Source organism: Pseudomonas sp. Pseusp49 (assembly GCF_059491875.1).
Window position 1 is genome coordinate 3,761,793 of record NZ_CP168514.1, and the last position, 22,481, is coordinate 3,784,273.

Sequence of the window (22,481 nt, forward strand, 5' to 3'; positions counted from 1 at the left end):
GACTGCCGATGAAGAGTGGGTTCGGAAACACCAGGGGCGGCTCGCCCACCCTCAATTCCCGCGCCAAGCCGCTGAAACGACCCAGCCAGGCTCGGGCGATCTTCACCGTCGAGGCGATTTACGAGGCTTTTGTTCGGATTTGGCAGCGCAACGGCTGGTCAAGTCTGACCACCCGGGACGTGGCACTGGAAGCCGGTGTGGCGATTGGCACGCTGTATGACTATTTCCCGAGCAAAAAAGCCCTGCTGTCGGGTTACATCCGGCATCGCCTGGATGTACTGCTGGCGCAAATGGATCAAGACGTCATCCAGGCAAACGACCTCGACTGGCTGACGCGCATCAAGCTGCTGGTGCGCCTGACCTGCGACCCTGACGATCCCCGACAACCCCTGTTCAACCATGCCGTGTCGCTCATCGAGCATCAGATCGCCGAACCCAAGCATCACCGAAGGGTGTACGAGGAACTGTCGCAAAAATGGCGGGAAGCCTTCGCGGCCTGCGGCGATTTACCGGCGCAGCCGTCAGCGCCGACTATTGAAGCCTGGGTCATCATGGCCTGGGGCGGACGTCGCTACTGCATCACGGCACAACCGGCGGCGGAACAAACCGCCGCCTGGCTGTCGGAAATGGAAGCACTGGTTTGCAGCCGATTGGCCAGCGCGTCGCAGGACTGAGCGCCGCCACACGAACATCAGACTTTCTTGTGCTGCTCGACCCATTGCCCGTAGGCATTGATGAAATTTTGCAGGAAAGGCTTGACCGACTCGGACAGCTTGCCCGCCTCGTCGAACGCCGAACCGGCGTTCCCCAGATAGGCCTCCGGTTGCTGCATCAGCGGTACATTAAGAAAAACCATGGATTGACGCAGGTTGTGGTTGGCACCAAACCCGCCGACGGCCCCCGGCGAAACGCTGATAATCGCGCCTGGTTTGCCGTTCCAGGCACTTTTCCCATAGGGACGCGACCCCACGTCAATCGCGTTTTTCAACGGTGCCGGCACCGAGCGGTTGTATTCCGGGGTTACGAACAGCACCGCGTCGGATGAACTCACTTGTTGTCGGAAAGTGCTGTAGGCTGCCGGCGGTGAAGCGCCATCGATGTCTTCGTTGTAGAGCGGCAGGTCGCCAATTTCGACGATGTTGAGCTTGAGATTGGCCGGTGCCAGTTCAGCCAGGGCCCGTGCGACCTTGCGGTTGATCGATTCCTTTCTCAAGCTGCCGACCACGACGGCGACCGAATAGACGTTGCTCATGGGAATGTCTCGACTGTCCGATATGAAGAGCTTGTAGTTATAGATGACGATTCAAGCAGCGGGCGACTGAAAACGCCGTCCCTGACTATTTTTTTCCTGTAGGAAAACTTACCTCACCCAGGCACGGTCTACAGAGCCGCAAATTGAGTGATTTATCTCCAGAGGTTCTAAGCAGATGGCAGCAGTACTCGTCGGTCAGTTCCATGCAAGAGACGCGGAAGGCCGTATTTATTCGGTGCACGAGTTCCAGGAATCCACCCCGGCGGTAGACGGTTCAGGGCCTGTCACTACCTATAAGCTGGCCATTGGCGACCGCGTCAACAAGGTCGACGACAATGAATTCATGCTGGTGCAAACCGGCGTGACCATTACCCGCGAACCGCAAACCGTCAGCGCTTCATAACCCGTCGTTATGAGCAGAAGTCATATGCGCGGACTTGGGGTAGGATTCAGCCACTGACTCCTCCACCTGCTGAACATGGACTTCACGCATGCGCTTACGCCATATCGAAGTGATCCAGGCGCTCCTGCAGACCGGTCACCTGGGCACCGCCGCCGAATGGCTGCAGTTGCCAGTGGCCGAAGTCGAGCGCTTGCTGCGCGACGCCGAGGATCAGTTGGGGTTCATGCTGTTCGCCAGCGTTCGCGGACGATTGCAGGCCACCCGCGAAGCGCAGCAATTGCAGGTGGAAATTGCCCGGGTCTACGACGCGCTCGAACCGGTGCAGCGTCTGGCCAACAGCCTCAGGCAATACCTGGCGCCGCCGCTGCGCATCATCTGCACCCCGCCCCTGGCCAACCAATTGTTGCCTCACAGCATCGCGGCCCTGCGCCGACGCCTGCCCGACGCGCCTTGCACACTGCTGAGCCAGCCGACCCGCGACATCGTCCGAAGCCTGCTGCTGCGTGAAAGCGATCTGGGCCTGAGCCTGCACGACCCCGATCACGCCGACCTCGATTGCCAGGTGATTGCCCAGGGCAAACTTCAGTTGCTCGCCCCCCATGGCTGGCTGCAACCCAAACAGAAATACATTTCACTGCAGGACCTGGCCGGTCAATCGATGATCGGCCTGGAGGGGCACGACCCGCTGAGCCCGGCGCTGGAAAACAAACTGCACGGCTTGCGCCCTGCCCCGGTGATTCAGACCCGGGTGCAGACGCACCAGATGATGCGCAGCATGGTCGAGGCCGGTGAAGGCCTGGCCATCGTCGACCCCTTCACCGCCCTCGGCGCCAAAGCCTCGGGACTGGACAGCTGCCCGCTGGCACCCGCCATCCCGGTCAGCCTCTACGCCCTGTCCCTGAAAAACACCGAAGCGTCTCCGGCGGTTCAGGCCCTGTTGGCCATTGTCACGGAACAAGCCGCGGCGATGCTGACGAACTGAGCGGGTTTTCCAGCGGGTTTTCAAATATTCGATACCAGAACAGCGCCACTTCGGCGGTGTTCGGATCGATGCCGCGATAGCGCAGGTGGTCGATCCCGCCGATCATGTAACCGCAGCGTTCATAGAGCCGGCAGGCCCCCAGGTTGTTATTCTGGGTTTCGAGCATGATGCCCGGAAGTTTCTTCTTGCGGCTCCAGAACTGCGCCACATCCAGCAGGGCCTTGGCCACGCCGTGCCGCCGGGCTGGCGCATGCACCGCCAACTCGTCGATATGGGCAAAGCCGTTCCAGTTGGTGCTGACCACCAGGTGTCCCACGGGCTGGTCATCCAGATAGGCCATGAAAATCGCGCTGTCGGCGGCATCGCGAAAGCTGCTGAACTCCTCCGGATCGATGCCGTAGCACTTGCGGTAAGGCGTGATCGGCGTCACCGGCCACTGCGCGACCGGTTTGCCGATTTCGGCCGCACCATAAGCTGCGACTTCAAAACTGAAATCACTGCCCCAGATGTAGGCGGCAAAACCTTCATCGGCAACCCGTACCGACAACCCTGGATAATTCGGATTTATAACCGGCTGCATACTGGGAAAGGTCCTCACTCCTTGATGCAATCGACGGTGTAGCACCGCCCACTGCCCTGATCTTCGTGTTGCAATCCGTGCACATCAGCAACGAACCCCGGGAAACTGCTATCGAACGTGCGGGCAAACGCCAGGTAATCGATGATCGAGCGGGTCGACTCGGTAAAGCGCTCACCCGGCATGATCAACGGAATGCCGGGTGGGTACGGCACCAGCATCACCGCGGCGATCCGTCCGTCCAGCGCATCGATCGATACGGCTTCGACTTCACCGCGCACCAATTGATCATAGGCGTCCGCCGGCTTCATCGCGACTTCCGGCAGTACCGTGTACATGCGCTTGAGATGCCTGGCGGTGGCATTGCTGCGATAACAGGCATGCAACTGATCGCACAGATCACGCAGACCCATGCCCTGATACCGCGCGACATTCTCCTGCGCCACGCAAGGCAGGCAACTGGCCAGACTGACGTTGGCGTCATAGCTGCGCTTGAACTCCAGCAATTCGGTGAGCAGCGTGCTCCACTTGCCCTTGGTGATGCCCATGGAGAACAACACCAGGAACGAATACAGCCCGGTCTTCTCAACCACCAGGCCGCGCTCCCAAAGGAACTTGCTGACCACCGCCGCCGGAATCCCGCGCTCGCTGAGGGCGCCACCGGCCGTCAGCCCCGGCATCACCAGCGTGACCTTGATCGGGTCGAGCAGCACATAATCCTCGGTCACTCCGCCAAAGCCGTGCCAGTCGGCCTCAGGCTGCAGCAACCAGTCCTCGGTGACGACCCGCTCGATGCCTTCCGCCGACGGCGGTTGCCAGATCGAAAACCACCAGTCATCAGCGGCAATGTGCTGGCGCAAGTTAGCCAGTGCCCGGCGAAAACTCAGGGCTTCGTCGAACATTTCCTGCAGCAGCGAACGCCCGGCCGGCCCTTCCATCATCGCCGAAGCCACATCCAGCGAGGCGATGATGCCGTACTGCGGCGAGGTCGAGATGTGCATCATGAACGCTTCGTTGAAGCGATCCCGGTCCAGTTGCCGCGCGCCGCCATCTCGCACGTGAATCATCGACGCCTGACTGAAGGCCGCCAACAACTTGTGGGTGGAATGGGTGGTAAACACCAACGGGCTGTCTTCATCACGGGACGTGCCCATGCCGTAGCGCCCGGCAAAAAACTCATGGAACGCCGCATAGGCGTACCAGGCCTCGTCGAAGTGCAGCACCTCGACACTGTTGCCCAGTTGCTGCCTGATCAGTTCGGCGTTGTAGCAGAGGCCGTCATAGGTCGAATTGGTCACTACCGCAAGCTTGACCTTCGGCGCACGCCCCTTGGTCAGCGGGCTGGCGTCGATCTTGGCCTGGATCGATTCGCGACTGAACTCGCTCAGGGGAATCGGGCCGATGATCCCCAGTTCATTACGCTCCGGACACAAGTACAGCGGGATCGCTCCGGTCATGATGATCGAGTGCAGCACCGACTTGTGGCAATTACGGTCCACCAGCACCAGGTCATCGCGAGCGACCACCGAGTGCCAGACAATCTTGTTGGCCGTGGACGTGCCATTGATCACGAAAAAGGTGTGATCGGCGCCGAAATTACGCGCTGCACGGGCCTCGGCTTCAGCCAGGGGACCGGTGTGATCGAGCAAGGAGCCGAGTTCCGGCACCGACACCGAAAGATCCGAGCGCAGGGTGTTTTCCCCGAAAAACTGGTGGAACGCCTGCCCGACCGGACTCTTGTGATACGCCACCCCTCCGCCGTGACCGGGGGTATGCCAGGAATAGTTGGAATCCGCGGTGTGCTGCACCAGGGCCTTGAAAAACGGCGGCAACAGGCCATCGAGGTATTTGCGCGCGGCGCGGGCTACCTGCCGGGCAAGAAAAGGCACGGTGTCTTCAAACAGGTAAAGAATGCCGCGCAACTGGTTGAGCTCGGCCATGGCATCGGCGGGCGCGTTTTCCAGGGTCACTTTTTCGCCCAGGGCGAATATCGGCAGATCCGGCGCACGCACTCGCGCCAGACCGATCAGTTCGGCCATGTTTTGCAGCAAATGGGAATGGGTGCTGGCGTCCTCGGACGCTATCAACATGCAGGACAGGCCATGGTAGGTCGACGCCACCAGTCGTCCTTCGGTGTAGTCCACCGCCGAAACGACGCTGAAGCCTTCCTGCTCCAGCTCCCGGGCAATCCCCCGCACGCGGTCGCCGGCGACGCTGTCGGCCTTGATGTCGCGATGGACAATCAGGACCGGGAATTTCAAATCTTTATACATGAGGCTCAGTGTCCTGAGGCGGCAGACCAGAGCCTGCCAATCACCTCAGGGTAGAGTGTTGCAGCGCAAGTGGCGAGCGGGATGCACCACTTTGTGGCGAGGGGGCTTGCCCCCGTTGGAGCGCGAAGCGGTCCCATCATTCTTCCAGATAAACCGCAGAGGATGTATTTACGACTGCTTCACAGCCGAACGGGGGCAAGCCCCCTCGCCACAAAAGCAATGTTTGCAAAATGGGGGGGCTACGCCTGCGCCTCAGCCTCAGCCTCTGCCAACTGCACCCACAACGCCGGGGCACCAGCGGATTTGCCGATGATTTCCAGGCGCGCCGCGTGGCGGGCCAGGTCGTCTTCGCTGGCGCGGATGATGCGCGTCGGCTGGCGGTCCGCCGGCAAACGACGGATTTCGGTGGCCGAATTGTCCGCCCCTTCACCAGAGCCATTGCCATCGGAGGCGTTACCGGCCAGGGACAGGCTGGTCTGCCCGCCGGTCATGGTCAGGTAGACGTCGGCGAGAATCTCGGAGTCGAGCAAGGCGCCGTGCAGTTCACGGCCGGAGTTGTCGACGCCATAGCGTTTGCACAAGGCGTCGAGACTGTTGCGCTGACCCGGGTGACGTTCCCGGGCCATCATCAGGGTGTCGAGGATCGTGCAGTGCTGCGTGATGTCCGCGCGATCCTGCTGCCCCATCAGAGCGAATTCGTTGTTGATGAAGCCAACGTCGAACGCCGCGTTATGGATGATCAGCTGCGCGCCCTTGATGAACTCGAAGAACTCTTCGGCCACCTCGGCAAAACGCGGCTTGCCCACGAGGAATTCGTTGGTGATACCGTGGACGCCGATGGCGCCCTCATCACTTTCGCGATCGGGCTGTAGGTACACGTGAAAGTGCCGGCCCGTCAGGCGTCGGCCGATCAACTCGACACAACCGATTTCGATAATCCGGTGGCCGTCGGTCACCGGCATGCCGGTGGTTTCGGTGTCGAGTACTACTGACCTGTCAGCAGGTTTTTTGTAAACCGTCATTGCATATCCGCCTTTAAACACGCGCCGGATCTTACCACATCACATGAAAGCAATCTCAATGGCCAATGCTCAGGTGTAAACCACCATTTACCTTCCACTCAAGTGCGCCAATGTGTAAGTGCTCCATTAGTGGCGGAGCATCACAAGCAGATAGCGATTTCGGCGTCAGAGATGATCGGACGACGTAGTAACTGCCGGAAGAGTTTTGGGAACCGAGCGGGCTGAGCCCAAAACTCAAGAACTTCCACCTTGTAGAGTCAAAAAATCACTATTCCTAGCACTTCGCCAGGAAGATCGCCAACGTATGCCGATTGGATCAACCGCAAGATGAAAGCCACACACTTAAAGTTACTTGAATGATGGAAGCGGCAACCGCAGGCCTGTCTGTACGCAAAGCCAGCCCCATGCATTCAACTTACTAGTTCGATCATGGGCACTGACAATGTCAACAGGAACCTCTACACCAGCATTATCGAGTTCCAATTTCTGACGCATAGCAAAACGAACGTCAACACCGAATTTGCCTTGTAATAATTGCTGCATGATTTTGACTTTTGTTATCCAATTGAGCGTTCGGCCACCTTTTGGCGTTGTATAGATCAGTCGATTAAGATGTCCGGAAGTATGCATATAATCGATCGGGCTCATTCCCAACCGAAGATGAGACGAAAGCCCCAATGGAAGAATGCGATCAATGAACAACTGCAGTAGCGGCAGGGCAATCTTTAGCGCATACAACTCCAGAGCCATCATGGTCAGCACGTTGTGTAAAGCATGGCCAATCATTACGGCATCCACACTCTGCCGCTTTGCTGCTTCACGTAGCAGCCATGTCAGGCCGGCTAACACATCCAGACAAGCCCTGCGCTCCAGCTTTTCCAGTACCAGTTCTGTCACAGGTACCCGCAATGAGTAACCGAGCATTCCTTCTTGGGCAGGCATAAAAAGGATGTCCCGAACTGCAGGGGCTAACTGGTGCAAGAACGCATCGCCCCCCATGATTTGTGTATTTTCAAGATCCAGCACTAACCACAGCGGGTGGTGCAACTCCCGTGTCGAGCCAGGAATTTTCTCCTCAACTTTTTCTAGCAGGGTTTCCCGAGGGAAATTCTTCCCTTTCCTATAAAGAGCCCATTTGTTCTTGTAGTGCCGAATGGAACCATCAGGATTTCGCACAAACGACTCGGGCTCAAAGTACATTTCCATCTGGTAGGCATTATCTAGCGCAGTGCGCTGGCGTAGCACTTCGAACCAGTATCGGATGCGAAGGCTTTTCAGCGGTTCGGACCACTCGGAGGCCCCATGCCCCTCACGGATACGCGCTTCTGATAGAAAATCGAGATAAAGCTGATTAACTCTTTGAAAATCATTCATTTTTACTTACTCAGCTGGCATCAGATACAGTAAAAATACGCCTAATTCTACGACTGGTTCAATACTGCCAGCGTGACTACCATTCAGCTTTAGCAACGCCGATAGCCGTATCCTGCGCCCCCTCCCGGTTGAAGAGTGGGCCGCATGCCCATTCATCCTAGAATTGCATTCATCGTGACAGGCAAGGCCTACTTGTACCTGCCGCTTGGGAGCAGAATGAATATTCGACATAACAACATGAATTACACCATCAAAACCTTCATTGCGAACAACGGCGAACGATTCTCTCAGCTCTACGAAACTAACAAACCCGGCCTCCCCCTCTTTTATCCAACCGCCTTTATCGCCCGCTCGGTCCGTGCCTCCACTACGCACGAGACCCAGAAGGTTTACCTAGCTGTGATCAAGCGAATCTGCGAGTGGGAATCCACTAGAAATATCGATCTAGCTATATGTTTCCAAAGCCGCAGATTTCTCAGCGCAATGCAGATTGATGACCTAGCGAACTATCTGCGTGCCAGCAAATTGGGCAGTCGGGGAAGTGTGATCAGCAACCCTAAGTACAACACCTACGTAACCTATGCTGCTATGTATCTACGTTGGCTAGCACAAGAAATCATCACTGACTCCAACACGCGCGACATCAGGGATGCTGTTGAAGAGCAAGAAAAGATGTTGCTAGGAAAAAAGAGACGTAAAGCCGGGTCAAAGTCCGGATGTGAACAACGTATTTTGGCGGCGAAATTATCTGCCGAGGCCCGCAACCAGTTACTGGAATTGTTCGAACGTCCCTTTGCGGGCATTCAGCAACCGCAAGATTTGGCGCCGAGACTGCGCAATGTAGTGATGCTACGTGTTGTTTACGAAACGGGCATGCGAATCGGTGAACTGCTGAGCCTAAAGCTCAAAAACCTCATTGAAGCAGGCGGCGGTGATAGCGCCTACCTAGAAATCGGCCGTAACCACCACGACGTGGTCGACAACCGTCTTCATCAACCAGTTGCCAAAACGTTGGGGCGCAGAGTCCCGATATCGGAAGGCCTCGAAGATCAGCTAAGGGAATATAGAGACAACTGGCGAGCAGAGGTTCCAAAAGTCGGGTTTTCGGATGAAGACTTTATTTTCGTTGTCCATCGTGGCGGACGCAGCCAGGGTCAAGCACTCCCCAAAACAGCATTCGGTATAGGACTTGCCAACCTCAAGCAATCCTTTCGAGCCCTCATGCAACTTCATCCTCACCTACTTCGACACGATTGGAATTACCGTTTTTCGAAGCAAGTGGATATCGAGGGCATCCCTTTTGAGGAAGAGCGCACATTGAGGGAGCAACTAATGGGCTGGGCGCCAGACTCGCCAATGTCACTACTTTATAACCGCCGGCATATCGAAGAAAAATCACATGAAATTGGCCTGAAAATCGCTTCCGATACGGCAAGGATTACTGCATGAATAATAAACCCCGCTTGAAGGAAGCGGCAACTTTTCTTCAAGTTGATCTCCAGCGAACTGAACGCCCAGAACAGTGGACTGATAGCTATTATTGGGAAGGTGATGATCTCGTACATATGGGCCAAGGACGAAACAAAATGACCGAAGCCATGTCGAAGCTAAGTCCCTCGCTCAAGGCGTCATTCAAACAACAGATCATTTCATTCTCGAAGCTAGGCAACTACTCACCCAATAGTTTATCTGGTTTCTTCGCAACGCTGAAGACAGTGTTCAAGGCAATCCCCACCAGCACCATTGATTCCGACTGGATTTCGCGGGCGCTGGCCAACTCTTCGTTCCATAGATACAAACACCCAATTGCGCAGTTTTTTCTACACTGGCAGGAACACGACAGCACGGCCATCAGTCCAGATGCATTGCGTTTGCTGATTGATACTGCCGCACGCCGCAACGGGCCGCGCAATGTGCTCTCTGACGACCCTGAAAAAAGCTGGCTCACCAACTCGGAATATGACAGTTTGCTAAGCGCCGTTTGGGACAACTATGACAATGGCATCTCTGGCACGCAAGTGACACTTATCAAGCTACTTTCAATGCAATATTCGCGAAGACCCAGACAGATCGCACTACTCAAAATTGTTGACATTTGTGAAAGCGACGGCTCCGACAGTCAAGGTCTCAAAGGGCGTATCATAAACTTTCCAGGCGTCAAGGATATCACCGCCGAAACTGATTTTCGTGACAGCAAATTTGAGCCTCACCCACTGGCCGATCATCTTTGGAAGATGTGCCAAGTGCAACGCCAAGAAGTCAAGGCACTCTATGAATACACTCTAGGCCTTTCACTCTCTGATACCCAACTAAACAATCTGCCGCTTTTTTGCAGCGAAATTCGAATAAAAGAAGCTCGCAAAATAATTGAAGACAAGTACCAGCTCAACATACTTGACAATTTAGATAGCAAACTTTTTCATCTGCGCAAAGGTTATGTAATAAGTATAATCAACTGGACAAACAACACACCTAATTGCAGCTACGGAGCAGATCGCCTATCAAGGTCGTTGCGACCTAAGCTGCCGGTCAGCCTTCGTACCGGCCAGACAATGGTTGTCACCGCGACGCGGATGCGCCATACGCGAACACGCCAGCTCGCCCGACAGGGTGTGCCCAAGCACGTACTCTCTAACTGGCTTGGCCACACGTCTGAGAAGTCGTTGGGTGCCTACTACAACGATCCCGCCGAGCAGGCACGAGAACTCGATGAAGCAATGTCGCCGGCATTGGCGCCGCTGGTAATGGCTTTTACCGGAGCCCTAATTGATTCAGAGAATGAGGCCAAAAGAGCCAGCGACCCTACCAGCAAGCTGGAGTTCTCCCGGGCTGGTGAGCTTAAGAGTGTAGGACGTTGCGGAAAGCATAGTTTCTGCGCCACAACCTCCGTACCCATCCCCTGCTATCGCTGCAAGCATTTCGAACCGCTAGTCGATGCACCACACCATGAGGTATTGGAGGCACTGCAGCAGCGACAGACCGCCGAGGAGAAGATGCTTAAGATCGGCGGCCAGCGAATCCTGCTGATTCCCATTGATTTGTCATCTGACATTCGCGCCATCGAAAATTGCATTGTGCGCTGCAACGCCCGCAAAGCCGAACGGGAGATAAAGTTTTGAGTCAGGTAATCCGGTTCACACCAAACTACCAGTTGTCTGCTCAGCAGAACCTCAATGACTTTATCACCCTGGCCCACCATCATCTGACACTTTGGTCTACCCTGCATGGCTTTGCCTGGGACGCGAACAGATGGCCAACGACGCATGGAGGCGTTCGCTTCGTTAACTTTGAACACAGCAACCTGCATCACAGCAAGCCCATCGAACCACATCAACTCATGCACCCGACCTTTATGGAGGGAGCCAAAGCCTACCTGCGCTACAGGCATACGCTGCGTCCACACAAAGGCATAGGCCATGAAATGCGTGCGCTTCGCGTAATGGAATTCGCCTTACGCTTAGACATGGAAGTGCCGGATTTAACTAGGTTCGACCAACGGCACTGGGAGAGAGCAGTCGGCGCCCTTGAACCTTCCGCGGCCCGCCAGACTATTTGCGACGTAATGCGGGACATCCTAAAAACGCTAGCGGACCTGTGCATCCTGACCGTCGAACCGCGGTTCTGGAGACACCCCTACGTGGGCCAGCACAGCTACGAAGCTGCCAATGGCGCAAGGGCACCGGATGAAGTCAAGGCGAAGAAGATACCCGACCAGGATGCATTGCTGGCCATTGCCGAAGTTTTTTCTCGAGGCACAACTGAAACGCAGGAAGACTCCGATGTCATGGTGACTTGCATTACCGGGCTTCTGATGAGCGCGCCCGTGCGAATTGGCGAATCCCTGCGCTTTCGCATCGACTGCCTGCGCGATGACAGCGACAGGAACGGAGATCGCCAGCACTACCTTGCGTACTGGGTACCGAAGACCCGGCAATTCGCTCGCAAGCCCGTCCCCCGCACAATGGCCGAAGTTACAGAGGAAGCGGTCAGGCGGCTGAGCGCAATCACCGAGGAGGGGCGTCGCCTAGCGTTTTACATGGAAACCAATCCAACGAAGTTTTACCGTCATGCAGACTGTCCCAATATCGCTGACGATCAGATAATGACGCCTGAACAGGTGGCGCAAGCGCTGGGGTTTTCCAGCAAAGGTAGCTGCGAAAATTTCATTAAAAGGCACACCGGTTCCTATGCGCTGACTGGCTTTACTCTGGACGCCTTGTGGCAACTAGTACTGACGGAGCACCGCGCGCTCAACCCACACTTCCCTTACCAGGAGGTCCCGGATAGCTCGACTCAGCCGCCATTGAAAATGTCCAAGTCCCTTCTGTGCTTTCGCCGCTTTCAACTGGCAACAAGGTCCAGCACAAGCCCCGTGCTGCTAGCGCCCTTTGATGGGGGCTTTTATTCCGGGCGCTTCAAGACCGGTAAAAAAAGTGTGGAGTCAATGAATTTTTTCGCCCGGCACGGCTACGAGACAAGCAAGTTCAAATCACACAGCCTCCGCCATCTACTCAACAGGATGGGACGCAGCAGAGGCATCTCCGTAGAGGTGCTCACCGAGTGGAGCAGTCGCGCCACCACCAAGCAAACTCGTACTTATCTGCACGACAACCCGACCATTGCTGCCGCCAAAGGGGCAGTCGTGCTCAGGACAACGCAGCAGCAAGAGCCCCTGAAGCCAGTCACCGACGAAGAAGCTGAACTCTACAACCAAGGCCCATTCCATCGCAGCCGCTACGGCATCTGCCGTCGTAGTTGGCGAGCCGGACCGTGCAACAAATTCGCCGACTGTCTCAATTGCTCAGAGCTGCTGATGTGCAAGGGCGACAAGATCGCCGCTGAAATCATTAAAACGGATCGGGACAACCTCCTCCAAACATACACGGCAGCCCAACAGGCGATAGCGAACGGCGAACGGGCTGCATCGCGCTGGACGGAAAAGACAGGGCCGCAGATCGAACGACTCGATCAACTGCTGACCATTTTGCACAACCCCGACCTCCCTGACGGCAGTCCTATCGAAATGGCCGGAGAAGACTTCAGCCATGAAAAGGTGATTGTCTCCGAGAAGGCCGAAGCCGCAGGGGTGAGGCTGTTAGACAGACGTGAGCTGGGCATCACCTACGGCGATGATCTGCTCGCTTGCCTTGACCTTCTTCGGAGTTCCGATAATGCCTAAGACAATCACCCAGCAGCATGAAAGAAAAATCGTACAGATGATTCGCAATTGGCCAGAAGGACATACGCTGGACTGGAACGCAGCCTGCATCGGCGCGCAAGTTATATTGGGGTGGGAGAGCCCGCCGACACGCCAAGCACTCGACAAAAAAATGGTTATAAAGGTCGCTTACAAGGCCAAGAAAGAGCAACTAAAGCTCGAGAAACAAAAACTCCAGGCGGTATCAAAGCCGCGGAGCACGCTGGATGCCATGAAAAAGATCACCCGGCTCCAGACAGAAAACGACGCATTGAAAGCCGAACTGTCCAAAATGGCCGAGATGGCAAACCGACTGATTTATAACGCCACACTCGCGGGTCTTTCACGGGAGCGCCTGATGGCTCCTCTCCCAGCGATCCGTGAACCGCAGAGAAAACTCAAGAACGTATAAGCAGTCGACGATCCTCATTGGTAATATTAGGAATTAGGCAGCAACCGTGGGAAGGTGGTAACACCTGCCTAGCGATCTCTGGCTACAAATTGCTTAGAGCGGCGAGCCCAGCCTTAGTGACCAAAAATGACAAATTCTTAATCAAATCGCGCAGCCTGCGCTAGCCAGCGGATAATGCTGTAATGCAGGGCTTGGTCCCGGCAAATCTGTGCGCTTACGTGAAGTACGTTTTCACGGGGCAGCAGGCGCATCAATGAGCGCCCGCTCATTGCTGGGTAGGCTCTAACCATGAGCGACGTGATTCGTTTCGGTACCCTTTAACCGGCAAATAGCTCGTCCGTTCTTAGTTATGACGAATCTGTGACCTTGGGCGACCAGCGCAAAAAGGCGGCGGAGCCGCCGGCGAACTTGGCTACAGCTGAAGGTTGTACGCATAACTGAGGCACCTCGTAAGTGCTGTTCTGGATCGTAGCGTCAGCCTGTCCTCACGTTCGGTGCCGCACTCTCATCTGTAACGGTGCAGGAACCACGTTTTCCCCACTTAACTGCAACTCCGCCCCGCCTATTATCCCCGTCCTTTTCGCTAACCTGTTTTTGCATTGGCGCAGTCCAGGTTTGGGTTGCTCCTGCAAAACCCGGTTTAATCGGACCAATGCATGTTTCGCTGCGATGGGGCGCCGAACACCTTCCAGCTTCCCATCACAAGCAAAATTAACCTTTTCCTGGGTCACGAAGATCTGGTACGTCACGGTACCTACGCTCAATTGTTTCTCAGGAATCAATGGCTTTCAAATCTTTCCGCACTTGAGCTAGAAACGCTTTGAGATCCGTGATGTTTTCCTTTCGCATGTAACACGCCGTAATTAGGCTGACGGGATGAACCCCCAAAACACTGCACAACTCCTCGAGCTTCACCAGCGTCGGGCTGGTGCCCCCTCGCTCGAGCAAACTGACATTTGTGCGGCTGCTCACTAACGAAAAATGTTCCTGCGTCAGGCCTTTCTGAAGGCGGGCCTGCCGGAGCGTCGCCCCAAATGCTTCTTTCAGTTCCATTTTGCTTTCTCACAAAAGGAACGATAAGGCGACATTGCGCAATATATGACTACAACATATATTGTGCATTCGAAATACTGAGGTACCAGCGATGAGCAAGGATCATGAAGGGCCGACGATCATTTCCAGCCTTTTCAATGCCGATTTTCTGGGGCGTCCGTTCATGCGGCAGACGGTCATGATCCCTTGGTTTTACCTCGAAGCCCACGTTCGATACGGTAAGGAATTCGTCGGAGAAATGCTCATGGTGTCCTCATTTGAGGCGTTGAAAGACATTCTCAAGGTCCAACACGAGTCCTTTCGGGTACGTTCCATTCAGTACGTAACTCCAGGTTTTGTAAATGAAACCGGCCAATGGAAAATGGAGCCGCTCCTTGAGGCAAGTGAGGCGATTAATCAACAGGGTGAGCGGGTGCCGCTTTTCAGGGTTCCTGACCGAACCTACTCACACTTGGGTGTGAACACCGAGGTGGACCTAAAAAGCGTTAGGGTTTTGTTCCCAGCCGTCAAAAGAAAGCGCGACTGACATCGAGCGCTTCTCCGGGATGTGCTGGCGGTGGCGTTATTTGTTCCCCTACCTAAGGAGTCAATGATGACAATGCCGCATGAACGTACGCGATCGATAATTCAGGCCCGAGACTTTCTGGTTGATCTATCCCATGACCAAGCGTTGCCCGAGTCCATACGCAACGAGGCTCGGCGGCTCTTGCGTCATTACCCCACCTCAAATGAGGTTTTGCTAGCTGGAAAAGTGGAAGAGCAAATGACGAATCGGCTCACTCCGCCCTTCTTGAGCTCTACGACTGAAGGTAGATATGTCTAAATCCCCGCGACGCCGTCTCGACAGCTAAGCCTTTGAAAAAGGCAAGAACTTGCTAGCTTTTCGCTCAACACTGGTGAGTGGTATGTCTGTTACCGCCAATATCGTCAAGCGCATCAAGTACACCCCCAAAGGGCAGCCATTCGGCATCGGTCGATTTGTTGACGCAGGTTCCCGCACAGCTGTGGCCAAAACCTTATCTCGCCTAGCTGCATCAGGTGAGTTGGAGCGATTGAGTCGCGGTATTTATATGCGACCAAAGCTCAGTCATTTTGCTGGTTATGTGCGACCAAGTACCCAATCAGTTCTCCGAATAATCGCTAGACGTAATCGCGAGATTATTCAGGTGCATGGTGCAGAAGCGGTCAGGGCTTTCGGGTTGAGTACCCAGATGCAAATCAAACCAGTTTTTTACACGAGCGGTGCGAGTCGCCAGGTGAAAGTTGGGGCGAGGCATATACGCTTGCTCCACGTCTCCCCTAGGAAACTGCAGCATGCCGGGACCCACGTTGGATTAGCACTTTGCGCCCTCTTCTACTTAGGCAAAAAAGGTCTGAATGACACCGTCATAACCAGTATCAAAGCCAAGATGACCCCGTATGAATTCAAGCAACTCGCAGACAGTGATGTTCCCGTCTGGATGCAGGTCGCGCTTCGTCAAGCTATTTAAATCCACTTGGTCCCAAGTGTACGCTCTGTTGGATTCACCTGGTTTTACAATGGAGACGCGATGAACTCTTCAAAGACTGCTCAGCGCCAGGCACGCAAAAAACGGGATTTGCCCCGAATTTACGAGATCGGTGTGCCCTGCTAATCTTGCCTCCTGTGCTGTGGGATTTGTTGGTGACGGTTCACTGTCACCTCCCCCCGCAGACTCTCATTTGAGCGTCCCGTTGCTCGCCTATTCCGAACTGATGAACACCCAAACCACTGCTAATCGTCAGGTAAATAAAAAAGCCGAATTGCGCAACGCCGCGATCGCCGTATTTTGGGATTTCAGCACCAATTGCGTATCGCTCGAAGATTCAGAGCGGCTGCTTCAGATCAAAGCAGGCTTTTCCTCTCAGCTTTTACAAGTGGTTCGCATAGCCTTTGTGCTTCAGAAATGCAGCTTGGAGCAGCTCCTCGACTCGTCAATCTCCACACTCAAGCGACGTAGCCGTGAACAAATGCCCCTCAACTCCATCGCATCAGAACGGCTAGATCGAGTTGCCTTTGTTTGTCTTTTAGCTGAAAGGGTGTTCCAAAACAGAAATGCGGCCGCATGCTGGATGTCTAAACCAAACAATGCCCTCGGCGGAGATACGCCGGTCATGCTCTGTGGAACTGAAATCGGAGGCAAGCAGGTTCGTCGGGTACTTCAGGCGCTGGAATGGGGAGGTACTGTCTAGAATTTGAATCGGATTGCAAGCGCTCCGCCAACTCCAGCTGAAGATCTACATTCTCTTCAGATGGGGTCAGGCTAGCGTTCGTACGGAGCTAAAAAATTGGGGCGGGTAAAATCCCGCCCTTTCCCCATAGCTACCGGTCAGCATTGGCTGAAATTGGCCGATTTCTGCCTGTCGTGACGGGCCGCAATCGACCGTAGCTGTGTAAAAAAGTAGCCACTGCTTTGAAGTCTGAGTCGCTACGTAAAATCTGCCCGATCGCTGCCGCTCAGTTGTACCGTTCACATATGCCCGTTTGGAGATTAGGTCATGCGCGCCGGCGCGATTCGGGGTGTAGCTGAGTCGCTCGACTTCGGCGTCAGAACTATCGCTCCGTCGATCACTTCAATGGTCAGTACGTCGCCGATGCTCAATCCAAAACTGGCGAGTAGGTCAGACGGTAAGTCAATGATGACGTCACCGCTTCCATCCGCAGGATCGTGGCATTTCACTGTCCAGCGCTGGGCTTCGGTCATGATGTTACTCACACTTTGGTCTTGGCGGGGATGATTCATTATGATCGCAATTTCTTCGCCAGTTGAAGCGTGATGCTAACTGCTGATGATTTCTTCTGCTCGGTTGTGGCCCTTGGCGACAGGCAGAACCCGGCCAAAACCTGACTTTCCTCCAACGGTAGAGGGCTGGCATATGTAGAATGCGCCAATAGCTTTCTGAGTTGAACAGGAAGCAATTCAGATGGAACACTTTTCTACCCACCTCCGGTACTGCCGCGCGCGAAATGCCGTGGCGATCTGCTGCAAAATCAACGCACATAACGGTGAAACGCTCGGATCAGGCCTTTTTCGCCTGACTGAGTTTGCGCAGCTAAAACTTCACCACCGCCACGCAAACGACTGCTTTCGGCCGATTCTGTTGAAAAAGTAGCTCCCCTGTCTGGCCTGCGGAAAAATCCGCGCATCGGCCGGCAGGGATGCACGCAGCATGATGGGACCGTTATCGAGTGGGCAGGAGCGACTGTTTTACTCGTTCAACCTTGAATATCACATCCCAGCCAATCACCTTCTGCGCAGCATTGATCAGTGTCTCGATCTGAGCGATTTGCGTCATCACCTCGCCGATTTCTACAGCCCGATTGGGCGCCCGTCGATTGATCCTGAACTGATGATCCGCATGCTGATCGTGGGCTATTGCTACGGCATTCGCTCAGAGCGGCGGTTGTGCGAAGAGGCCTATTTGAACCTGGCGTATCGCTGGTTCTGCCGATTGAGCCTTGAAGATGAAGTCCCCAACCCCTCGACCTTTTCCAAAAATCGGCACGGCCGTTTCCGGGACAGCGATCTGTTTCGCGGGTTGTTCAACGAGGTACTGAGGCGTTGTATGGACGCCGGCCTGGTCAAGGGCGAAGGGTTTGCCGTGGACGCCAGCATCATCAAGGCGGATGCCAGCCCGCAGCGCGGCGTACCGGGTGACGAACAGATCAACTGGAGCGATCCGGCCCTGAGCAGTCGCGCCGTACGTGAATACCTTGAGGCACTCATGACGAGGCTTTGACCGAAACGCTGCCGAAGCGTTTGTCACTGACTGATCCTCAAGCCCGCTGGACGGCCGCTCCGGGCGGCCCAGCGTTCTACGCTTACTCCACGAATTATCTGATCGATACCGAGCACGGCGTCATCGTGGATGTGGAACCCACACCGGCTCATCGCACGGCCGAGGTCGAGAGCACCAAGACCATGATCGACCGGGTCGAAGCGCAGTTCGACATCAAGCCGGAACGCCTCATCGGCGATACCGCGTACGGTACCGCGCCGATGCTGGCCTGGATGGTGGAGGAAAAAGACATCGAACCACACGTGCCGGTGTGGGACAAAACCGAGCGCAAGAATGACAGTTTTTCGAGCAACGATTTCCACTGGAATGAAGAGTCTGAGGAATACCGCTGCCCGGCCGGCAACCCATTGCACAGCGAATGGCGAGCCTTCAAGAACGAGCGCTCACACGTCACCAAAGCCAACACCATCATCTTCCGATCCCGGCAGACCGACTGCACGACGTGTCCGATGAAAGCCAAGTGCTGCCCGAACACTGCGTTGCGCAAGATCGCTCGCAGCGTCCATGAAGCCGCTCGTGATGTGGCTCGGCGCATCGCCGCGACGCCGGCATATCAGCGCTCTCGCCACGAACGTAAAAAGGTCGAAATGTTGTTTGCCCACCTCAAGCGCATCCTGAAACTGGATCGCCTGCGGCTACGTGGCATGAGTGGCGCGACCGATGAGTTCACGCTGGCCGCTGCGGTGCAGAACCTGCGTCGGCTGGCCAAATTTACCTCTCAAGGGCCACCGATCACGGGCTAGGTACGCCTACACCAAGCAAAACCCCTCACACCAACCCAATAACCGAGCAGCAAAGGTCAACGAAGGGCCGAGAAACCACTCAATGTGGTGAGGAGGTTCTCCGCTGGTGGCCGTGCCTGAGTCCGGGCCAGCTGAAAATCCGACTTTTTCAACAGAATCGGCCGGTTGCAGCCCTTGGCGGTAGACAGCAACCGACCAATGGATAAAAGCCATAAAGGTTTGCTTCTTACTTTACCATCGGCAAAAAAAGGACCGAAGCCAGCACCTCCCTCTAAACCAGTCACACGAACAGCGTTTCAGGTCACCTTTATTTTTATGGGTGTGATGACAATGTTATCAACAGGAATTTCAGGTGCTAGAAGGCGTTTACGCCGAGCCCTGGATAAACTGTCTCGTACTGCGTCGCCTAAGGTTAGCCTCGCAACACTCCTACACTTCAGGAAACGCCTCTCCCTGAGCTTTAGTTGCGTACCGTCGTTCCTCGCCAATACAGGTATGTCACTACCACAAACCCACTCATCGACATCAGCGCAGCACAGAGAAAAATGGCGGCATAACCAAAACCCACAGCAATCAACCCCATGATTGGCCCGGCCATACCCACTGCGATATCGAAAAACAATGAAAGAGCACTTAGCGCCGAATTGCGGTTTGCCGTCGGCGTGCTCGCCAGGGTCTCCACCCCGAGCCCCGGATAAACCCAGGACACCCCCACGCCCGTCAACGCGCCACCCGCAATCGCCAGCGCTGGCGACGGCGCAAGCCATATCAGCAGCATGCCCAAAGTCTGGACAAGCAGGCAGCCAGCCACCACCTTGTAGCCCCTAAATAGCTGCAATAATCCGGGCGAAGTCAATCGGGCAAAAATGAAGCCCACGCCAAAACCAGTCAAGCAATAGGCGGCGTGGTCCCAGCCCTGGCTATCGAAATACAGCGCCACGAACGCCGTCAGCCCGCCGAAGCCCACCGAGCTGCACACCAGCACCAGGCCATTGGGCATGACCGTGAATAACACACGATGAAATGCCAGCCTGACACCTGCAACAATCGGCGCCGGGCGCTTGCCTGTTGCTAACAGCAGAAAAAGCAAACCCAGCAAAACGGTGCACAGTCCCACACTGAACAGACCCAGCGAATGGCTGAGCAGCACGCCTAGGGGCGCGCCCACCGCCGTCCCTCCGTACGCGGCTATTCCGTTCCACGACATGACCTGTGGCGAACTGGATGAACCACACAATCCAATCGCCCAGGTGCAACAAGGTGTAGAGATCATGGCTGTGGATGCCCCCAGTACCAGCCTACCCAGCAGTAACAACGTCAGGGTCGACCAGGGGTGTGTGGGCAGGACGATGGCGAACACCGTTAGTGTGCCGCTTAGCATCAGGCCAATGAGTCCGCATACAACCGCGTATTTGGCACCCAAGCGATCAGCCACGGCGCCAGCCAAGGGACGGGCCAGGAGCGTCGCCAGGTATTGCGAACTGATGACCACACCGGCCAATACCGAGGTCAGTCCAAGGTCATTAAGGACGAAGCCGGGCAATACCGCCAACGGTAAGCCACTGCACATGTACGAGATAAAATTGAAGCCGACAATGGACAGAATCAGCCAATGGCTGCCGATAGCCTTGCCATTGCCCTGGCTTGAAACGCTGATGTCCCCCATCACCGGGCCCGCTCGATACCCCGTACGACTTCCGCCAAAAGCTGCGGATGCGATACGAAGGGCTCGTGGGCGGTATTGATCTCGATCACCTCCCCTGCACCAGCACGTTGCGCAAATCGGCGCTGCCAGTCGACGGGCAAGATGTTGTCGCGCTGCGTGAGGATGTAGCTCGCGGGAATCATTCCAGCGTATCCCTCGCGACTGATCGACTCTGTGGCGACACAGAGTGGCGTTGTGTCTTGGCTGACTTCGCCTAGCAGCCACTCCAGAGTTGCCGGGCTCAGATCCTGACCGAACATGGCCACGGCCATTGCCTGTGGCGTTGAATGCACAGGGTCAAGCGGCCAGCCAACGTGGCCCGGGCTCTTGCCGTGCAGGGTTGAACCGAGCAACTGCAGGATGGACTGGCCTTCATCGGGCAACGCACAGGCCAGGAACACCAGGTGCGAAAACAATGGCGGCGCGGCGAGCACCATCCTCGGCAGAACGGCCCCGGCGATGGAGTGCCCGAGCAATACAGCCTGGTTCACCCCCAGCACACGCAAGTCCTGATTCAGCTCTTCGACCACGTCATCTAGTCGCAGGGATACAACATCGCGACCGCGCTTCTTGCCGCACCCGGGCATATCCAGCGTGATCACGCGCTCGAAGCCGCCGGGTTGCTGGTTCAATGCCTCCACAAATGGTCCCCAGCACCACGAACCGTGATTGCCGCCATGCAGCAATACCAAATCAGTCATGCGCGTACTCCTTGCCGTGGCCCCGGTCTTGATTACTTGATCGCATAGCAGCCTACCGCGACAACGTAGCCGTTCACCCGCTGCAAGAAAGTCCGTTTGAATTCGTTCTGCCCGGTAATGGGGTTACGCCACTGGTAGGCAATTTCACCTTTCTCATGGGTGCTCATTTGCTTGAGGATGTCCTCGCCAATAGGCTTGCCATCGACTGAACGCAGCGACTTGAAATCAGTACCGATCAAGCGCGGTGAAAAACCATGAGCGACGAACCGTTGGGTTTTCAAGTCCACCACAAAGGCATACAGGTCTTCTTGGCTGAATTGCTTGGCGTGCTGGTTGATCTGCTCGAAGGTGGCATTTGCGTCGCTGACCACGTGCCCCGAAATCTCGCCCAGCAGCTGTTGCGCCTGTTCCGGGCTGGACCGTGGCATGTAGTAACCCACCGAAATGATCCGATCATGCACTCGCTGATAGAACACGCGCTTGCGCTCGACCTTGGCGTGCTGCCAGTTCCACCAGCGGTATTCGGCGCTGCGCACGACACCGTCGTCCGGTTGCGAAATGGCTTGCTGGAACATCGCCTTGAGGTCGTCGTCCAGAAAACCGATCACCGGTTTGCCGACCAGTGAAACGGAAGGACCGCCGCTGGCCAGCATCACACCGGAAGTGTCCACCACGTAGATGTACAGATCACCATCGACATAGGCGCCTTGCCGGCTGAACTCGGCAAGCGCGGCATCGCCCTTGGCCTTGTATTCGGTAACTGCCTTTACCAGTAAGGTCTTGGCATGTTCCGTATCGGCTTCATAGGCATTCGCAGGCTCTTGCTGGGCAAAGCCGGCCACGGAGAAAAAACACAGGCAAAGGGCAGCGAACGCTCGATAAAGGTTCATGGGTATTTTTCCTCGGGTGATCGTTGCGCTGCCCCGACTGACAGCGTAAGCATGCGTCGCCGCCAATACTGGCCGTTG

21 protein-coding genes and 2 pseudogenes are annotated in these 22,481 nt (G+C 55.7%); 12 read left to right on the forward strand and 11 right to left on the reverse strand.

The genetic code is table 11. The features are described from left to right. Window positions 1-8: 8 nt before the first annotated feature. Window positions 9-674 (forward strand): TetR/AcrR family transcriptional regulator, encoded by a 666-nt coding sequence (locus tag ACEN83_RS16770; RefSeq protein WP_495577785.1) that lies wholly within the window; start codon window positions 9-11, stop codon window positions 672-674. A 17-nt stretch (window positions 675-691) separates the two neighbouring features. Here ACEN83_RS16770 and ACEN83_RS16775 read toward each other — a convergent pair whose 3' ends face one another. Then, window positions 692-1,252: an NADPH-dependent FMN reductase gene (locus ACEN83_RS16775; protein WP_458374518.1), complete on the reverse strand. Its 561-nt coding sequence runs from the start codon at window positions 1,250-1,252 to the stop codon at window positions 692-694. 175 nt (window positions 1,253-1,427) lie between these two features. On the opposite strand from ACEN83_RS16775, the gene ACEN83_RS16780 reads away from it, so the two are divergent. Together ACEN83_RS16780 and ACEN83_RS16785 are read left to right on the forward strand one after the other, a co-directional pair. Further along, complete coding sequence (locus ACEN83_RS16780) at window positions 1,428-1,655, forward strand: hypothetical protein (RefSeq protein ID WP_007979133.1); 228 nt, start codon at window positions 1,428-1,430, stop codon at window positions 1,653-1,655. Between the two features lie 88 nt (window positions 1,656-1,743). Continuing rightward, window positions 1,744-2,637, forward strand: coding sequence for a LysR substrate-binding domain-containing protein (locus tag ACEN83_RS16785; protein WP_495577786.1), 894 nt, complete (start codon window positions 1,744-1,746; stop codon window positions 2,635-2,637). Here the strand turns inward: ACEN83_RS16785 and ACEN83_RS16790 are convergent. The 4 genes from ACEN83_RS16790 to ACEN83_RS16805 form a co-directional block, all read right to left on the reverse strand. Beyond that, the gene (locus ACEN83_RS16790) at window positions 2,603-3,217 is read right to left on the reverse strand and encodes a GNAT family N-acetyltransferase (protein WP_095966995.1); all 615 of its coding nucleotides are present in this window, start codon (window positions 3,215-3,217) and stop codon (window positions 2,603-2,605) included. The two genes, ACEN83_RS16785 and ACEN83_RS16790, sit on opposite strands and share 35 nt — an antisense overlap. A gap of 14 nt (window positions 3,218-3,231) precedes the next feature. Further along, window positions 3,232-5,487, reverse strand: coding sequence for an Orn/Lys/Arg family decarboxylase (locus ACEN83_RS16795; protein WP_495577787.1), 2,256 nt, complete (start codon window positions 5,485-5,487; stop codon window positions 3,232-3,234). Between the two features lie 239 nt (window positions 5,488-5,726). Continuing rightward, window positions 5,727-6,509 (reverse strand): DNA polymerase III subunit epsilon, encoded by a 783-nt coding sequence (gene dnaQ, locus ACEN83_RS16800; protein ID WP_495577788.1) that lies wholly within the window; start codon window positions 6,507-6,509, stop codon window positions 5,727-5,729. 348 nt (window positions 6,510-6,857) lie between these two features. Beyond that, entirely contained in the window at window positions 6,858-7,883 is a 1,026-nt protein-coding gene (locus ACEN83_RS16805) for a hypothetical protein (protein WP_495577789.1), read from the reverse strand. A 144-nt stretch (window positions 7,884-8,027) separates the two neighbouring features. Between ACEN83_RS16805 and ACEN83_RS16810 the strand changes: the two genes are divergently transcribed. Genes ACEN83_RS16810 through ACEN83_RS16825 form a run of 4 tightly spaced genes read left to right on the forward strand, consistent with a single transcriptional unit; the run spans window position 8,028 to window position 13,492 of the window. Next, window positions 8,028-9,332: a tyrosine-type recombinase/integrase gene (locus ACEN83_RS16810; RefSeq protein WP_495577790.1), complete on the forward strand. Its 1,305-nt coding sequence runs from the start codon at window positions 8,028-8,030 to the stop codon at window positions 9,330-9,332. Next, window positions 9,329-11,002 carry a site-specific integrase gene (locus ACEN83_RS16815; protein WP_495577791.1) on the forward strand — a complete coding sequence of 558 codons (1,674 nt, stop codon included), beginning with the start codon at window positions 9,329-9,331 and terminating at the stop codon, window positions 11,000-11,002. Before ACEN83_RS16810 ends, ACEN83_RS16815 begins: the two co-directional genes overlap by 4 nt. Next, entirely contained in the window at window positions 10,999-13,062 is a 2,064-nt protein-coding gene (locus ACEN83_RS16820) for an integrase (RefSeq protein WP_495577792.1), read from the forward strand. The genes ACEN83_RS16815 and ACEN83_RS16820 overlap by 4 nt, the downstream gene beginning before the upstream one ends. Further along, on the forward strand, window positions 13,055-13,492 hold the full coding sequence (locus ACEN83_RS16825) for a hypothetical protein (RefSeq protein WP_495577793.1): 438 nt from the start codon (window positions 13,055-13,057) through the stop codon (window positions 13,490-13,492). The genes ACEN83_RS16820 and ACEN83_RS16825 overlap by 8 nt, the downstream gene beginning before the upstream one ends. Before the next feature lie 771 nt (window positions 13,493-14,263). On the opposite strand, the gene ACEN83_RS16830 is transcribed toward ACEN83_RS16825, so the two are convergent. Then, complete coding sequence (locus tag ACEN83_RS16830; protein WP_495577794.1) at window positions 14,264-14,545, reverse strand: helix-turn-helix domain-containing protein; 282 nt, start codon at window positions 14,543-14,545, stop codon at window positions 14,264-14,266. A 91-nt stretch (window positions 14,546-14,636) separates the two neighbouring features. On the opposite strand from ACEN83_RS16830, the gene ACEN83_RS16835 reads away from it, so the two are divergent. The 4 genes from ACEN83_RS16835 to ACEN83_RS16850 all read left to right on the forward strand — a co-directional run bounded on the left by ACEN83_RS16835 (window position 14,637) and on the right by ACEN83_RS16850 (window position 16,756). Further along, complete coding sequence (locus ACEN83_RS16835) at window positions 14,637-15,071, forward strand: hypothetical protein (RefSeq protein ID WP_095967292.1); 435 nt, start codon at window positions 14,637-14,639, stop codon at window positions 15,069-15,071. A gap of 72 nt (window positions 15,072-15,143) precedes the next feature. Beyond that, window positions 15,144-15,368, forward strand: coding sequence for a BPSL0761 family protein (locus ACEN83_RS16840; RefSeq protein WP_305887522.1), 225 nt, complete (start codon window positions 15,144-15,146; stop codon window positions 15,366-15,368). 82 nt (window positions 15,369-15,450) lie between these two features. Continuing rightward, window positions 15,451-16,035 carry a DUF6088 family protein gene (locus tag ACEN83_RS16845; protein WP_495577795.1) on the forward strand — a complete coding sequence of 195 codons (585 nt, stop codon included), beginning with the start codon at window positions 15,451-15,453 and terminating at the stop codon, window positions 16,033-16,035. Window positions 16,036-16,246: 211 nt separating this feature from the next. Further along, window positions 16,247-16,756, forward strand: a complete 510-nt coding sequence (locus ACEN83_RS16850; protein WP_256589594.1) for an Xre family toxin-antitoxin system antitoxin — start codon at window positions 16,247-16,249, stop codon at window positions 16,754-16,756. A gap of 299 nt (window positions 16,757-17,055) precedes the next feature. Here ACEN83_RS16850 and ACEN83_RS16855 read toward each other — a convergent pair whose 3' ends face one another. After that, window positions 17,056-17,268: an AbrB/MazE/SpoVT family DNA-binding domain-containing protein gene (locus ACEN83_RS16855; RefSeq protein WP_495577796.1), complete on the reverse strand. Its 213-nt coding sequence runs from the start codon at window positions 17,266-17,268 to the stop codon at window positions 17,056-17,058. A 216-nt stretch (window positions 17,269-17,484) separates the two neighbouring features. Continuing rightward, window positions 17,485-17,638, reverse strand: a pseudogene (locus ACEN83_RS16860) (2,4-dienoyl-CoA reductase); the annotation flags it as partial. A 96-nt stretch (window positions 17,639-17,734) separates the two neighbouring features. Between ACEN83_RS16860 and ACEN83_RS16865 the strand changes: the two are divergent. After that, window positions 17,735-19,107: pseudogene (locus ACEN83_RS16865) on the forward strand (transposase). A 460-nt stretch (window positions 19,108-19,567) separates the two neighbouring features. Here the strand turns inward: ACEN83_RS16865 and ACEN83_RS16870 are convergent. The 3 genes from ACEN83_RS16870 to ACEN83_RS16880 are packed head-to-tail and all read right to left on the reverse strand — an operon-like array spanning window position 19,568 to window position 22,403. Continuing rightward, complete coding sequence (locus ACEN83_RS16870; protein ID WP_495577797.1) at window positions 19,568-20,773, reverse strand: MFS transporter; 1,206 nt, start codon at window positions 20,771-20,773, stop codon at window positions 19,568-19,570. Then, window positions 20,773-21,513, reverse strand: a complete 741-nt coding sequence (locus ACEN83_RS16875) for an alpha/beta fold hydrolase (protein ID WP_095967296.1) — start codon at window positions 21,511-21,513, stop codon at window positions 20,773-20,775. The genes ACEN83_RS16870 and ACEN83_RS16875 overlap by 1 nt, the downstream gene beginning before the upstream one ends. 32 nt (window positions 21,514-21,545) lie before the next feature. Beyond that, window positions 21,546-22,403 carry a cache domain-containing protein gene (locus tag ACEN83_RS16880; RefSeq protein WP_495577798.1) on the reverse strand — a complete coding sequence of 286 codons (858 nt, stop codon included), beginning with the start codon at window positions 22,401-22,403 and terminating at the stop codon, window positions 21,546-21,548. Between the last annotated feature and the right edge of the window lie 78 nt (window positions 22,404-22,481).

Bases quoted from the DNA above. Each gene is read 5' to 3' on its own strand.
- ACEN83_RS16770 (WP_495577785.1), top strand. From the start codon at position 9: ATGAAGAGTGGGTTCGGAAACACCAGGGGCGGCTCGCCCACCCTCAAT.
- ACEN83_RS16775 (WP_458374518.1), bottom strand. From the start codon at position 1,252: ATGAGCAACGTCTATTCGGTCGCCGTCGTGGTCGGCAGCTTGAGAAAG.
- ACEN83_RS16780 (WP_007979133.1), top strand. From the start codon at position 1,428: ATGGCAGCAGTACTCGTCGGTCAGTTCCATGCAAGAGACGCGGAAGGC.
- ACEN83_RS16785 (WP_495577786.1), top strand. From the start codon at position 1,744: ATGCGCTTACGCCATATCGAAGTGATCCAGGCGCTCCTGCAGACCGGT.
- ACEN83_RS16790 (WP_095966995.1), bottom strand. From the start codon at position 3,217: ATGCAGCCGGTTATAAATCCGAATTATCCAGGGTTGTCGGTACGGGTT.
- ACEN83_RS16795 (WP_495577787.1), bottom strand. From the start codon at position 5,487: ATGTATAAAGATTTGAAATTCCCGGTCCTGATTGTCCATCGCGACATC.
- dnaQ (WP_495577788.1), bottom strand. From the start codon at position 6,509: ATGACGGTTTACAAAAAACCTGCTGACAGGTCAGTAGTACTCGACACC.
- ACEN83_RS16805 (WP_495577789.1), bottom strand. From the start codon at position 7,883: ATGAATGATTTTCAAAGAGTTAATCAGCTTTATCTCGATTTTCTATCA.
- ACEN83_RS16810 (WP_495577790.1), top strand. From the start codon at position 8,028: ATGCCCATTCATCCTAGAATTGCATTCATCGTGACAGGCAAGGCCTAC.
- ACEN83_RS16815 (WP_495577791.1), top strand. From the start codon at position 9,329: ATGAATAATAAACCCCGCTTGAAGGAAGCGGCAACTTTTCTTCAAGTT.
- ACEN83_RS16825 (WP_495577793.1), top strand. From the start codon at position 13,055: ATGCCTAAGACAATCACCCAGCAGCATGAAAGAAAAATCGTACAGATG.
- ACEN83_RS16830 (WP_495577794.1), bottom strand. From the start codon at position 14,545: ATGGAACTGAAAGAAGCATTTGGGGCGACGCTCCGGCAGGCCCGCCTT.
- ACEN83_RS16835 (WP_095967292.1), top strand. From the start codon at position 14,637: ATGAGCAAGGATCATGAAGGGCCGACGATCATTTCCAGCCTTTTCAAT.
- ACEN83_RS16840 (WP_305887522.1), top strand. From the start codon at position 15,144: ATGCCGCATGAACGTACGCGATCGATAATTCAGGCCCGAGACTTTCTG.
- ACEN83_RS16845 (WP_495577795.1), top strand. From the start codon at position 15,451: ATGTCTGTTACCGCCAATATCGTCAAGCGCATCAAGTACACCCCCAAA.
- ACEN83_RS16855 (WP_495577796.1), bottom strand. From the start codon at position 17,268: ATGACCGAAGCCCAGCGCTGGACAGTGAAATGCCACGATCCTGCGGAT.
- ACEN83_RS16870 (WP_495577797.1), bottom strand. From the start codon at position 20,773: ATGGGGGACATCAGCGTTTCAAGCCAGGGCAATGGCAAGGCTATCGGC.
- ACEN83_RS16875 (WP_095967296.1), bottom strand. From the start codon at position 21,513: ATGACTGATTTGGTATTGCTGCATGGCGGCAATCACGGTTCGTGGTGC.
- ACEN83_RS16880 (WP_495577798.1), bottom strand. From the start codon at position 22,403: ATGAACCTTTATCGAGCGTTCGCTGCCCTTTGCCTGTGTTTTTTCTCC.